The organism is Acinetobacter higginsii, from assembly GCF_000369525.1.
Classification (GTDB): domain Bacteria; phylum Pseudomonadota; class Gammaproteobacteria; order Pseudomonadales; family Moraxellaceae; genus Acinetobacter; species Acinetobacter higginsii.
Genome location: NZ_KB850070.1, coordinates 12,441 through 25,864 on the forward strand (window position 1 = coordinate 12,441; position 13,424 = coordinate 25,864).

General features: G+C 41.1%; 12 protein-coding genes. 8 read left to right on the forward strand and 4 right to left on the reverse strand.

What is annotated here, in order from left to right:
* Positions 1-5 precede the first annotated feature (5 nt).
* Positions 6-1,913, reverse strand: a complete 1,908-nt coding sequence (locus tag F902_RS00595; protein WP_171061094.1) for a lytic transglycosylase domain-containing protein — start codon at positions 1,911-1,913, stop codon at positions 6-8.
* A gap of 300 nt (positions 1,914-2,213) precedes the next feature.
* Here F902_RS00595 and miaB point away from each other — a divergent pair, with 300 nt between their 5' ends.
* The 4 genes from miaB (at position 2,214) to F902_RS00615 (ending at position 5,645) form a co-directional block, all read left to right on the forward strand.
* The gene (gene miaB, locus F902_RS00600; RefSeq protein WP_005200245.1) at positions 2,214-3,665 is read left to right on the forward strand and encodes a tRNA (N6-isopentenyl adenosine(37)-C2)-methylthiotransferase MiaB; all 1,452 of its coding nucleotides are present in this window, start codon (positions 2,214-2,216) and stop codon (positions 3,663-3,665) included.
* Between the two features lie 39 nt (positions 3,666-3,704).
* Complete coding sequence (locus F902_RS00605; protein ID WP_004655946.1) at positions 3,705-4,781, forward strand: PhoH family protein; 1,077 nt, start codon at positions 3,705-3,707, stop codon at positions 4,779-4,781.
* 67 nt (positions 4,782-4,848) lie between these two features.
* Positions 4,849-5,334: an rRNA maturation RNase YbeY gene (ybeY, locus tag F902_RS00610; RefSeq protein WP_005200247.1), complete on the forward strand. Its 486-nt coding sequence runs from the start codon at positions 4,849-4,851 to the stop codon at positions 5,332-5,334.
* 11 nt (positions 5,335-5,345) lie between these two features.
* Entirely contained in the window at positions 5,346-5,645 is a 300-nt protein-coding gene (locus F902_RS00615) for an antibiotic biosynthesis monooxygenase family protein (protein ID WP_005200249.1), read from the forward strand.
* A 74-nt stretch (positions 5,646-5,719) separates the two neighbouring features.
* Here F902_RS00615 and F902_RS00620 read toward each other — a convergent pair whose 3' ends face one another.
* Entirely contained in the window at positions 5,720-7,870 is a 2,151-nt protein-coding gene (locus F902_RS00620; RefSeq protein ID WP_005200252.1) for a TonB-dependent siderophore receptor, read from the reverse strand.
* A 287-nt stretch (positions 7,871-8,157) separates the two neighbouring features.
* A complete protein-coding gene (locus F902_RS00625) occupies positions 8,158-9,045 on the reverse strand; it encodes an energy transducer TonB (RefSeq protein WP_004802579.1) in 888 nt (295 codons plus the stop codon).
* Positions 9,046-9,286: 241 nt separating this feature from the next.
* On the opposite strand from F902_RS00625, the gene F902_RS00630 reads away from it, so the two are divergent.
* From F902_RS00630 to F902_RS00640, 3 genes are all read left to right on the forward strand, one after another.
* Positions 9,287-9,967: a hypothetical protein gene (locus tag F902_RS00630; RefSeq protein ID WP_004802578.1), complete on the forward strand. Its 681-nt coding sequence runs from the start codon at positions 9,287-9,289 to the stop codon at positions 9,965-9,967.
* 196 nt (positions 9,968-10,163) lie between these two features.
* Complete coding sequence (locus F902_RS00635) at positions 10,164-10,868, forward strand: DUF3108 domain-containing protein (RefSeq protein WP_004802577.1); 705 nt, start codon at positions 10,164-10,166, stop codon at positions 10,866-10,868.
* Between the two features lie 88 nt (positions 10,869-10,956).
* On the forward strand, positions 10,957-11,532 hold the full coding sequence (locus F902_RS00640; protein WP_004655958.1) for a xanthine phosphoribosyltransferase: 576 nt from the start codon (positions 10,957-10,959) through the stop codon (positions 11,530-11,532).
* Positions 11,533-11,581: 49 nt separating this feature from the next.
* On the opposite strand, the gene F902_RS00645 is transcribed toward F902_RS00640, so the two are convergent.
* Entirely contained in the window at positions 11,582-12,406 is an 825-nt protein-coding gene (locus F902_RS00645) for a YwqG family protein (protein WP_005200254.1), read from the reverse strand.
* A gap of 172 nt (positions 12,407-12,578) precedes the next feature.
* Between F902_RS00645 and thyA the strand changes: the two genes are divergently transcribed.
* Positions 12,579-13,421: a thymidylate synthase gene (gene thyA / locus F902_RS00650; protein ID WP_005200256.1), complete on the forward strand. Its 843-nt coding sequence runs from the start codon at positions 12,579-12,581 to the stop codon at positions 13,419-13,421.
* The last annotated feature ends 3 nt before the right edge of the window (positions 13,422-13,424 follow it).

Genomic DNA, 13,424 nt, shown 5'->3' on the forward strand with positions numbered 1-13,424 from the left:
GTGTCTTAAGGCCCACTACGTACAGGAATCGTACTCATTCGTTTTTCTAACGATTGCGATCCCTGCCCTAATACCACACCATAATGTGTAGCGTTGGTCATGACATGTTTAACATAGTCACGTGTTTCCAATAATGGAATCGTTTCAGTATATTGATCTGCTGCCATATTCTGAGCATCAGGCTGCCAACGGCGTGCACGATTTGGGCCCGCGTTATAACCTGCTGTTGCCAATACCGCATTACCACTCAACTGACTTTGAATCATTGAAAGATAATAGGTCCCGTATCGAATATTGGTGTTCATTTCACTCAATGCCGCAGGATTATAAGTTTCACCCATTTGTCTTGCGATCAATTTTGCCGTGTTTGGCATAATCTGCATTAAACCACCTGCCCCAACATGGGAACGTGCGGAGGTTACAAAACGACTCTCTTGGCGCATTAAACCATAGGCCCATGCTGGATCAATACCTGCATTGTAACTATGACTGGTTACATTGCTACGATGCGGTGTCGCGTAACGATAAGTATCATTATGGCGAGACGTGGTACGATCCGCTGCATAAATTGCACGATCATACCAACCGACATCATGCGCACGTTTCGCTGCAGCTAAAAGCAGACCATCGTCGTGTTGTAAATAGGCTTGGCGAACCGCCCAGTTCCACTCACGATTGGTATAATTGGCAGGCGCATTGACATCTCTTAATGCAAACGCACGTCTAAAATGAATATTTTGATTCAGGCGTTGAATATCCTGAGTGCTTGGCTGTTCATTATAAGGCTGATGGTTATAACGTTCACCGAGGCGATCTTTCGCCAACAAGTTATGGTAGTCATCGCCAGCTTGTGCCAATTTGCGATAGATCTGCTGTGCCGCTTGTTTAGAACCACCATCTGAACGCTGCTCCGATGCACGTGCCAACCAATACTGCCAACGGTCTTCTTGCTTTTGTGTCACCGACATCGCATCAATCGCACGAATCAAACTTTCCCACGCCCCGAAACGAATCGCCTGACGGGCATAAATTTCAGCTTCTTCAGGGCTAAATGGATAACCATAACTTTGGTCATAGGCATTTAACACTTCACGATTAAAGCCATTTTTCATCACGGTGGTACCACCGACATAACCAATAGTGCGATATAAATATTGTTGTACGGGTTGTGGCACATCTTGAACAGCACGTTGCACATTGCCCAAAGCATTGGTTAAGTCGCTATCCGCAACACGCCCCAAGGCAAATATTAAATAGGCATAATCGGCATCATTCGACTTCGGTGCACTCCACAAATAACCCAATGGATTGGCTTGAATTTGATTAAACTGCGCTAAAGAAAGATTCAAACCCATGGTTTGAGCTGTGGCAATCGCGGGGCCAGATTGGCCTGCACGTAATTGTCCCCATAAGCGTTGTTGACGGTCTTGTGCAGTCATCAATGGACTAGACAACATCAAACGCCCTAAACCATTACATGATTCGGGCTGAGAGTTGGTTGCTAACCAAATGTCTTTATATTCTGCAAAAACCAGACTATCGCCTGTTTTTGCACGGACTTGTGCAACGGCACAGCTTTCTTCCTGATCTGGATTGGTGACATAACTCAGTACAGGCTTGGCATCGGCAAAGCTTCCGAGTTTGACTTTTTCTTCCACGTAATCGGCAGAGAGTTTTTCCGCCATCGCTGATTGTGGATAGCGTTGTGCAAAGCTAATAATCGAAGATGCAGGCTGAAAGCCGAGATTGGTGTTCAATTTCCAATATTCTGGATAATAACCCAAAGCATCATTTTGCATGTCAGATTGGTATTGATCGAGCAAAGCAGAATTGCCTGCATTGGCAGCACGCAACGCATCATTAAACTGTTCATCTAGAGCATAGACAGATGAGCATGCGATCATTCCTCCCATTGCAATAAAACAACGGAAGCTCTTCTTGTTATTCAATTTTGGAGTTACGGTTGTTCTAAAATCACGCTGCTTTTTCATCTTCATCAATATCTATGCCCAATTTTGCCCTGCCATTATAGTGTAATAAGTCTAGCCTTCCACTATTGTTGTGTTATGTAAATTACTGATTCATATTCATTAAAATTCGCGCAATTTTATTCATAAACTGTCCATTTTTGTCAGTTTTTTATTCTCTGCGTTCCGTTTAAAATACTGCTATAATCCGCCGTTTATTTAAATCCACCTTGTTTAGGAGCCTGCATGACGGTTCAAACATTCATTCCCAGTGCTGTAAAAGCTGCTTCAGAAAACACTGTTACCCAGCCAATGCACACCGCTGATGTTTCAATCAAGAAATTGTTTATTGAAACTCAAGGGTGTCAGATGAATGAGTATGACAGTCATCGTATGGCAGATTTGTTAGGTGATTCACATGGCTATGTGCTCACTGACAATCCAAACGAAGCAGACATTCTGCTGATGAATACCTGCTCGATTCGTGAAAAAGCACAAGAGAAGGTATTTAGTGGTCTAGGTCGCTGGCGCAAACTAAAAGAACAAAACCCAGATCTTATCATTGGTGTGGGTGGTTGTGTTGCATCGCAAGAAGGTGACAACATCCAAAAACGCGCACCTTATGTGGATATGATCTTTGGTCCACAAACGCTGCACCGTTTGCCACAAATGCTAGATCAGCATCACGCTCAAATTGAAAAACCTAAGAAAGAAAAAATCAAATTGGTTGATATTTCTTTCCCAGATATCGAAAAGTTCGACTTTTTGCCTGAACCGCGTGTGGAAGGCTTTAAAGCATTCGTTTCAATTATGGAAGGTTGCTCGAAGTACTGTTCATTCTGTGTGGTCCCTTATACCCGTGGCGAAGAAGTATCTCGTCCGTTGGATGATGTATTGGCAGAAATCGCTGGCTTGGCTGAAAAAGGCGTACGTGAGATCAGCTTACTCGGTCAAAACGTGAATGGTTATCGTGGTGAAACCTTTGAAGGTAAAATTTGTACTTTCCCAGAATTGTTGCGCTTAGTCGCAGAAATTCCAGGGATTGGTCGTCTACGCTATACCACCTCTCACCCGCTTGAATTCTCTGAAGATTTAATTCAATGCTACCGTGATTTACCGCAGATGGTTTCGCACTTGCATCTGCCAGTACAAAGTGGTTCAAACGATGTATTGCAAGCCATGAAACGTAACCATACGATTGATGTCTACATCGATAAAATTGCCAAGTTACGTAAAGTACGCCCAGATATGCATTTATCTAGCGACTTCATTATCGGTTTCCCAGGTGAAACAGATGCGCACTTTGCTGAAACCTTACAATTCATTAAAGATCTAGATTTCGATCACTCTTATAGTTTTGTTTATTCTAAGCGTCCAGGTACACCAGCTTCTGATTTACCAGACAGCACCCCTGAACAAGTGAAAAAAGATCGTTTGGCTCAAGTACAAGAAGTGATTAAACGTTCGAGTATTGATAAGACTGATGCCATGCTCGGTAAAATTGAACGGGTGTTAATTGAGAAGGTTTCGGATAAAGATCCGAATGTTTTAATTGGTACAGCGGACAATACACGTTTGGTTACTTTTATCGGTGATGCCGCGTGGATTGGGCGCTTCGCAGAGATTGAGATCACGGAAATTAAAACTTTGAATTTAGTTTACGGAGAACTCTTGAATCTTGAACCTGACGTGGCGTAATGTAAGGGTATTCCTACAAAGCAACAAAAAGGGTTTATCTTGACTGCAGCGATTCGACGTACAGTAACGTTCCCTGAAATTCAATTGGAACGTTTGAAAAGCATGCTCGGTGCGTATAACGGGCATTTAAAACAAATCGAACAACGTTTAGATGTCAAAATTACTCACCGTGGCGATGCCTTTTATCTCGATGGTGATATAGAAGCGGTCGAAAGAGCCGAAGCACTACTGCAACGGCTCTATCAAGAATCAGAAATTTCCTCACAAATTAGTGCCGATGTCATTCATTTGATGATCCAAGGTTCACAGACAGATCGTGAACTGATGGATGATTCAGATCAAGAACATACAGGCCTCGATAGTGTTTGGTTACAGACCCGCAAAGGGCGAATTAACCCACGTGGCGCTAATCAAAAACGCTATGTGCAACGTATTTTACAAAGTGATATTTCCTTCGGTATTGGCCCAGCAGGGACTGGTAAAACCTATCTGGCGGTTGCTGCTGCAGTTGATATGTTGGAACGTAACGAAATTCAACGTATCTTGCTGGTTCGCCCAGCGGTAGAAGCCGGCGAAAAACTCGGTTTCTTACCTGGTGACCTCACCCAAAAAATCGATCCCTACTTACGTCCACTTTATGATGCCCTGTATGAAATGCTGGGCTTTGAAAAAGTGGCTAAATTGATTGAACGCCAAGTGATTGAAGTTGCTCCGCTTGCCTACATGCGCGGACGTACCTTGAACCACTCATTCGTCATTTTAGATGAAGCACAAAACACCACACCTGAACAGATGAAGATGTTCTTGACCCGTTTAGGTTTTGGTTCACGTGCCGTGATTACAGGTGACGTGACACAGGTTGATTTACCGCGTGGGCAGCAATCGGGTTTAGCACAAGCATTACGTGTACTGGAAAATGTTCATGAGATTCATATCACCCGTTTCCATTCACGTGATGTGGTTCGACATCAATTGGTACAAAAAATTGTTGAAGCTTACGAAGGTTGGGACAGTGAACAGCAACGCCTGTCTGCTGAAGCCCGTGCCGAACGCAAAGCCAAACAAGAAGCATTGATTGCAGAAAATGATTCTGCGGCAGATGCGCAACACATTTAGAAAAATCCCCCCACTCCCCTTAAGATGCTTTAGTCGCATCTTAGAGGGACGATTTTAAGGATCTATTTTGAAAATCAATTTAAGTCTTCAACAAGACTTTCAAGCTACTGAATTGCCACTCAAACGTGGTCAAATCAAAAAAAATATCGAAACTGCACTGCGTCATGTCGGTTTTGATGCCAATTGTGAAATCGGGATTGCCTGTGTTGATCTAGCTGAAAGCCATGAACTCAATCTGCAATACCGCGAAAAAGACAAACCGACCAATGTGCTGTCGTTCCCAAGTGATATTCCTGAGGAAATGCTCAGCTTACTCGATGCAGAGCCTTTAGGTGACTTGGTGATTTGTATTCCTGTGGTTTTACAAGAAGCGGCAGAACAGCAAAAGACGCCAAGCGATCATTTCACTCATTTACTGGTTCACGGCGTTTTACATTTGCTGGGCTTCGATCATGAAACCAATGAAACTGAAGCCGAAGAAATGGAAGCCTTAGAAATTGAGATTCTAAAAAAATTGGGCATCGCCAATCCTTACCAAGCCGATGAAAGCTAATCCAAGGTCCTATGTATATCGTTATCTTTAAAGCCACGATCAAACAACTTGATGTAACTTACTCTGAAATGGCACAGAAGCTGAGAAATAAAGCCTTGAGCCAATTTAATTGCGTCAAATTTGAAGCGTGTAGTGAAAATGGTTTTGAAATAGCACTGTCTTACTGGAACAGTCTTGAAGATATTAAACTTTGGCAACGCGATGCAGAACATCTGGTTGCTCAGCGATTAGGCAAAGAAAAATGGTATCAGGATTTTAGTGTGGAAATCTGTACAGTTGAACGTGCTTATTCAAGTCAAAATGGCTTGTGAATAAACGCTAACTTATCCACATGCTCAATAAAAAAACGGCTGTATTCAGCCGTTTTTTTTATTTCTCAAGAGAATTAGAATTGATAACGTAGCGTCAAAGTCACGTTACGAGGTGATCCATAAACCATGCTGTTATTCCCGATGCCTGAATAATATTTTTTATCAAATACATTATTCAAATTAATCTGTGCTTTGATATTTGAATCAATATCATAGCCCACCATTAAGTTTGCTAAAGCATATGCATCTTGGCTAATACGTTGACTGCCTTCTCCAGTATAAAATTTACTCTTATAGTTTAGCCCGCCACCCACACTCCATTTATCCAAGGTATATTTGGTAAAGAGATTGGCGCTGGTTCTTGAAGACATGGTTTGAACTTCATTCCCTTTGGCATCTTTGGCATTGAAATGTGCAACACCAAAACTCAGGTTCCAGTTGTCTCTAATTTCCCCATCTAATTCAAACTCAACCCCTTTGCTTTCAACGCCATCTACACTACGGTAGGCTTTCTCAGTGGTTGGGTTACCATTGACATCAGGTACAAAAACACCATCAATCTCTTCTGCAACATTATCTTGCTGGGTTTTAAATACCGATAAGGCCGCATTCAATTTTCCGTCTAAGAACTCACCTTTTAAGCCAGTTTCATAGCTTTTCCCTTCTCTTGGATCAAGATATTGGCGATTCGCATCTCGTTTATCTTCTGGCTTAAAGATACTGGTATAACTGGCATACCAAGAGTATTGATCCAGAAAATCAAAAACTAAGCCTGCATATGGTGTGACTTCATTATTAAATTCCCGATTGCCTTCTCCATTGTCACTTTCATATTTCCAGTTTGATAAACGCACCCCTGTAATTAACTTCAATGGCTCCAACAAGCTGAACTTGCCTGCAAGATAAGCGCCTGTTTGTGTGGTTTTATTTGGAGGTTGATACAAGTTATTATTCTGAATGGCACCAATTAATGGAATATTTGGATGATCAAAATCGAGCACAGCACCTGAGGCAATCGGAGGTGTTCCTGAGTACCACTTATCTTTCTTGCTTTGGTTATACATAAAACCTGCAACAACTTCCTGCTTTAAACCACCCAGCATAAAAGGTGCTGAGAGATAGGTATCAATATTATTTTCTTTGGTCTTAGTAGCATCAGACCAGGTCATGAAAGAGTCGAGTGTATTGGTTGCTCTATCCAGCTTGCCCCATGAATAAAGCAAAGCCGTATCTTGTTTTACTTCTCGATAAGCATAGTTCACATTCAAATTGATATCGTTAAATAGATTCTGCTTCAATGTTGCAAAAGCCGTGGTGGTATCGGTATTCCAGTAGGTCCAATCCGAACTCACCGATTTAGAACGATCGAAATCAGTTCGGGTACCATCGGTGTAAAATGCGGGCAATCCGCCCCAACGAACGCCATCTCGCTCTAGATTCTGATACCCCGCACCCACTGAAAGGTAAGTCTTATCCGTAATATCTGCATCCACAACCGCATAGACTACATTATTGGTTTTTTCGTAGTGATCCATATACGAATCCGTATCCTCGTGCTTCACGACGACACGACCACGGACACTACCATCAGCATTTAATGGTGTGGAAATATCTGCTGAACTTGACCATGCATTCCATGAGCCCAAAGAAGTGCTGACATTCCCTGTCAACTCTTTCGCATTGGCATGTTTTCGAATCATGTTAATCGCAATAGCAGGATTCCCAGCACCTGTCATCAAACCATTTGCGCCTTTCACCAGTTCAACCCGATCGTACATGGTTAAATCAGGATCATTGGCTTCCATCCCCACATTGCTTGGAACACCATCAAACAAATAATAGTCGACATCAAAACCACGTGCTGTTGGGTACTGACGTTCATCCCACTGATTCACAGTCACGCCTGTGACGTTATTTAACATGTCCTGAAACGATGTAATATTGGCATCATCCAAATACTCACGGGTGAGAACTTTGACTGATTGCGGGGTTTCTCTAAGCGATAAATTAAGTTTGGTCGATGTATTGGTACTTTTAGCGGTATAACTTTTCTTTCCTTCCGTTACAGCCAAAGCCCCTTCTTCTGCTTTTACTGTAATCGTTGGCAATTTTGCATTTTCGTTCGCTTCGTCTTCTGCAAATACCAATGTAGGTAACAAGATCGCAGCCATTGCCAATACCAGTGGGCGGGCTTTAAACAGGTTTAAAGTTGGAGTTTGATGCATGAAATATGTCCTTATTGCAAGGGAACGGTCTTGAAAACATGCATCTCATTCCCCCGATAAATTTTAAGAAGGATGCATTCATTTTCAAAAGGAGAGTTAACCAAAAACGCATTGCAAATGATAATTGTTTTTATTATCAATTCAAGTTTTAAACAATAAACTTAGTTGCCTGTTTTTATTAGATTTAAAAATATATTTAAGATTTTTAAAAAATAATTAAATGATTTTTATAAATATTTAATTCTTAGTTTATCTATCATTATTTTCCAATAAGAAGTGTACCTTAATTAGTGCACTTCAAATTCAGCATCAACTGGATCAAAACGCCAAGTCCGAATGATGCGTAACTCAGAGATTTCTTTTTTCATCGTGGCATCAAAGGGTCCAAATGGTGCACCACGGCGAACCGATGCTTTAGCAGCTTCGTCTAAAATCGCATGCCCAGAACTTTCAATGAGACGAATCGCTCGGATTCCCCCTTCTGCATTCAAAATTACCATGAGACGCACTTCACCCGCCAAACGTTGTTGTTTGGCTTGATCAGGATAATAGCGATTCCCGTATAACTCGACTTTTTGGCGAAATTTATCTAGGTAAGCAGCAGATGCATCTTGTTTGGCCTGAATCCCATCGACCGTTTTAATCCGTTGTTTACGGCTAAAATTTTGTTGACGCTGTAAATATTGCGCTTCCAGACTCGCCACCATGGCAGCTTTGGCTTGAAACTGGCTTTGTAGATCATCCAAGGTTTTTTTACGTTCGCTCTGCTCGGCTTGCTTTTGCCAACTCAAAACCGTCATGAGCACTTTTTCTTCGAATTTTAACTCTCGTTTTTGCTGTATTTTCTCCAGACTTTCTAACTCTTTTTCACCTGTAGTTGCATCAGCTTGCATCGGTGCAGGCATATCGCTCGACATCCGATGTGCTTCACGGAAATCGCCCGAACCTTTTTGATCAGCTTGCGCCAAAAAGTCTGCATCTTTAACTTTTTCAGTACTTGGACGAACGGTGACGGCAATTTCTTTGGTGGAAGTGTCAGAGGGTGATGGCATGGTAAATTGAATCGCCAACACCGCCCCATGCAAAAGCATCGCCAAAGCCACTGCCCCAACAAAAATTGGATCTTGCCACCAATAAGGGGACAGTTCTGAACGAAAATTTATTTTATTCCACATGGTATTCAAGCGACAAAATGTCCCATCCCCAACGGCATAACCGTATAAAAACCAAACCAATATTCAAAATTTTACAAAAATGTGATCCACTTATAGTTACAGTGTTTCCATACCATCATTTTATGAAAATGTAGCAATTAATTTTGCTACACTGCAAGTCAGAAATTTATTTTTATTTTTTAGTGAATACAAAGATTGTGGCATTGCTTTACTTATCAATTCACTTTCTGGAACAACTTTTATGCAAACGCTAATTTCATCTGTAGTTAAACGTCTACGTAAAGTTTACCAAAAAGCAGAAGAATTCATCGAAGAAGAAAGAGAGTTTTCACTTTCACAAGTTTTTGTGAATGCCACGATGGAACGTTATGTCACCGAAAATGTGGGCATTATGCAAGACCTGCATGCTGATCTGTATGACGGTTGGTTACGCTTATACACCACCCTCGATGTCAAAGGCCTCCATACCACTTTATCGGTTGATTTAAAGTTGATTCAAATGGAAATGAATCAAAATGTGCAACTGATGGTTTTTGAACAAATCAGCAATACCCAAGTGATTGAAGCCAAATTCAAAAACATCTTTCAAAAATGGGGCTTTTATGTGGCAATCTGGTATTACCAGAAATTCCGTGAAGAAGATCCACTTGGCAAAATCTTAGAACATTTTGAAGTGGTGAAAGTTCAAGATGATTTACTGTATCTCGATTTAAATCGTTGGTTAGGTAAAAAAGCCAGCATTATCGAAACCTTGAGTAAAGTACATGTCAATCGTGCACGCGTCCGTCCTGCGGAGTTGATTGTTTGGGGCAATGTGAATCTTGCTGCAATTTTATCGCCTTCCAATGAAGATGACTTTGACGAAGATGATCTCAACGACAGCGAAGTGACCCCGATTCAGCAAAAAGACCGTAAAAAATAAACAGCTTTAAACTGGGGTAGCATGTTGCTTGTCATGCGATGCTACCCAAAACATACATCTTCATGATTTATACGAAAAATTAACAAGCGCTTAGTAAAAAACCTGATCTTTTCTTCATAATCTACAGGCATAATATCTTTAAATCGTAATGATAAATGAGCGATTCAATTCAGCATTGCTCAAAGGATATAGTGTTATGACAAAGAAATTATTGAAAGTACTGGGTCTTACTTCGGCTGCCATTTTCAGTGCAAGCATCTCTAGTCATGCCTTGGCAATGGCGCCTTTCCAAGCCAGCTATCAATTCAGCTACAACAATAAAAACCTAGGTTCAGCAACACGTACTCTTTCCCAACAAGGCAATAACTGGACCTATCAATTCAGTGCCAAAGCTGGTGGTATTGCTTCTGCATCTGAAACCAGTCAATTTAGTTTTGCCGATAATAAAATCAACTCGCAGAAATTTAGTCGCAGCAGTAAAATCTTAATTCACAACAACACGATGAGCATTAACTTCAACCCCAATAGTAAAGTTGTGAATACCAAAAAAGATGACACGGCTCGCTCATTTGCATGGCAAGCAGGTGCTTTGGATGAACTCAATGCTGAACTGCAAATCCGTGAAGATTTGAAGAGCAATTCATTGAAAACCAAGTATCTGATTGCAGATGCGAAAGCCATCGATGAACGTCGCTTTGTGAAACAAGGCACTGAGAATATCAAAACCCCTTATGGCACTTTCAGTACCATCAAAGTGGTGATGCAGCACGATAAACCAGAGCGTAATACCGTGTTCTGGTTAGCCCCAAAACTCGATTACCTTCCTGTAAAAATGGCACATAATGATGGAAAATCATCATATGGACTACTATTAACAGGCTATTCAGGTAAAACAAACTAAGCATCTGGTCAATTTTGGCTTGCATTTTTTTCGATGCTTTTTAAAATATGCCTTTGCTTGAACAAGCATCCGTTTAGAGGATTCTCCCGTGTACGCTTTAGAACAGAAAATCTTAAATGAAGGTATCGTTCTATCTGATCAGGTTTTGAAAGTTGATGCTTTCTTAAACCACCAAATCGATCCTGTGTTGATGCAGTTGATTGGTAAAGAGTTTGCCGCTCGCTTTAAAGATGCAGGTATTACTAAAATTATTACCATCGAAGCCTCAGGTATTGCACCTGCAATCATGGCAGGTTTAGAACTTGGCGTTCCTGTTATTTTTGCGCGCAAATACCAGTCATTAACATTGAAAGACGACCTTTACCGTTCTAAAGTGTTCTCGTTTACCAAACAGACTGAAAGTACCATTGCGATTTCAAACAAGCACATTAGTTCAAGTGACAAAGCACTTGTAATTGATGACTTTTTAGCCAATGGTCAAGCTGCCTTAGGTCTAATTGACTTAATTCATCAAGCCAAAGCTGAAGTGGTTGGGGTGGGTATTGTGATTGAAAAATCATTCCAACCAGGCCGTGATGTATTGCTTGAAAAAGGCTACCGTGTTGAGTCACTGGCACGTGTTAAATCTTTAGAAGATGGCAAAGTTACTTTTGTTACTGAATAAGATTCAGCACTGAGAAAAAAGCGGATGAACACTCATCCGCTTTTTTTATTTAACAACAATCCCAGTTATATAGTACTTTGGAAAAATCTCGTTTCTTTAAGTCTTCTGGATGAATAAAGAAATTCCCTACGCCCGAATCGCCCCACATAATCTCGTTTTCCACATCATCAGTATCGAGCTGAAAAAGCAGCACATAATCTTGAACTTTTTCATTATATTGACGTGGGTCAGTTTGGGTAAAATAAGGATAACCGCCTAAACGATGTCCACTTGCAGAAGCCAATTCATCATAAGGTTCGATAAAATCATCTTCAAAATCCCCACCTTCAAATTGATCTTCAAAATCATACAGTTCATCGACTCCTAGAATCTTTGGTGCGAAGGCAAAATCACCGAGGCTAATGGGTTGAGAAGTCAGGCTAAATTCAATCGAATATTGTCCCGCAAATGGCAAATAATCATCTTCACTCAGTTGAACTTCAGAGAAGTCCTGTTTTAATTGTGAAGCATCTTCAATGACCTGCTCGAAGTACAACACTTTAAAACCAGATTGCTGTTGTTGGTCGTCGAAATTCATTCCATACAAATCATCGGCTGCAATATAAAACTGTAAAATTCCTTGGTCTGGAAAATGAGCTAAATTCGGGATTTCAGCAAAATTTAACTGCGCCAATAAAGTCAATGGATTGCCATTCGAATCGACTGGATAAGTCGCATCCAGCGGTAAGTAAGGATGCCCCCCTATCTTACTTTGCCATAAAGTTAATTCATCACTGGGTGTCAGTTGCATGGTGACGGTTGGCAAAATAGTCGCCGTGATTTTTTCTAGGTATGGCTGCAAATTGTTCGGCAAAGTCTCTGGTTTAAAATTCATTTTGTTGCTTGTCCATGTACTTATTTATAGAACTTAATATAAAACAAGCAGCTAAATTTAAATAGAGAATAAAGTCTGCACTACGACAGTTAATGACGCACAATTGACCCATTATTTATCACATAAATTCTGATAAGATGAGCCCGATAAAAATTTGCGATTAGGAATCACGATGCGCACTTACTTAGACCTTTTACAACATATCCTCGACAATGGCGGCGACAAAGGCGACCGTACTGGCACAGGTACACGTTCAGTATTTGGTCATCAGATGCGCTTTGATCTTTCTAAGGGCTTTCCACTGCTAACCACCAAGAAAGTCCACTTCCGTTCCATCGTCATTGAACTGCTTTGGTTCCTGAAAGGTGATACCAATGTTGAATATCTCAAAGACAATAAAGTTTCAATTTGGGATGAATGGGCAACTGTAGAACAGACTGCACGTTTTGGTCGTCCAGAAGGTGAACTTGGCCCTGTTTATGGCCACCAATGGCGTAACTTTGGCGCAAGTCAAAATGAAGATGGTAGCTACCAACAAAATGGTTTTGACCAGATTAAATGGTTGGTCAATGAAATCAAGACCAATCCAAATTCACGTCGTTTGATCGTTTCTGGTTGGAACCCAAATGAAGCAGGTAAAGTGGCATTACCACCTTGCCATACCCTGTTCCAATTTTTTGTACAAGACAACAAACTGTCATGCCAGTTGTATCAACGTAGTGCAGATGTGTTTTTGGGTGTCCCGTTTAATATTGCCAGCTATGCCCTACTGACCCATATGATTGCTCAGGTCTGTGGTTTAGGTGTCGGCGACTTTGTCTGGACAGGTGGTGATACGCATTTATATGCCAATCACTTTGAACAGGCACAATTACAGCTGAGCCGTGAGCCGCTACCGTTGTGTCAATTAAAGCTCAATCCTGAGATTACCGATATTTTCGATTTTAAATTTGAAGATATTGAAATTGTAGGGTATGAATCACACCCAGCAATTAAAGCACCTGTCGCAGTTTAAATC

Excerpts from the sequence above, each read along its gene's own strand:
- thyA (WP_005200256.1), top strand. The coding sequence starts at position 12,579 with ATGCGCACTTACTTAGACCTTTTACAACATATCCTCGACAATGGCGGC.
- F902_RS00635 (WP_004802577.1), top strand. The coding sequence starts at position 10,164 with ATGACAAAGAAATTATTGAAAGTACTGGGTCTTACTTCGGCTGCCATT.
- F902_RS00615 (WP_005200249.1), top strand. The coding sequence starts at position 5,346 with ATGTATATCGTTATCTTTAAAGCCACGATCAAACAACTTGATGTAACT.
- F902_RS00620 (WP_005200252.1), bottom strand. The coding sequence starts at position 7,870 with ATGCATCAAACTCCAACTTTAAACCTGTTTAAAGCCCGCCCACTGGTA.
- F902_RS00625 (WP_004802579.1), bottom strand. The coding sequence starts at position 9,045 with ATGTGGAATAAAATAAATTTTCGTTCAGAACTGTCCCCTTATTGGTGG.
- F902_RS00645 (WP_005200254.1), bottom strand. The coding sequence starts at position 12,406 with ATGAATTTTAAACCAGAGACTTTGCCGAACAATTTGCAGCCATACCTA.
- F902_RS00630 (WP_004802578.1), top strand. The coding sequence starts at position 9,287 with ATGCAAACGCTAATTTCATCTGTAGTTAAACGTCTACGTAAAGTTTAC.
- miaB (WP_005200245.1), top strand. The coding sequence starts at position 2,214 with ATGACGGTTCAAACATTCATTCCCAGTGCTGTAAAAGCTGCTTCAGAA.
- F902_RS00595 (WP_171061094.1), bottom strand. The coding sequence starts at position 1,913 with ATGGGAGGAATGATCGCATGCTCATCTGTCTATGCTCTAGATGAACAG.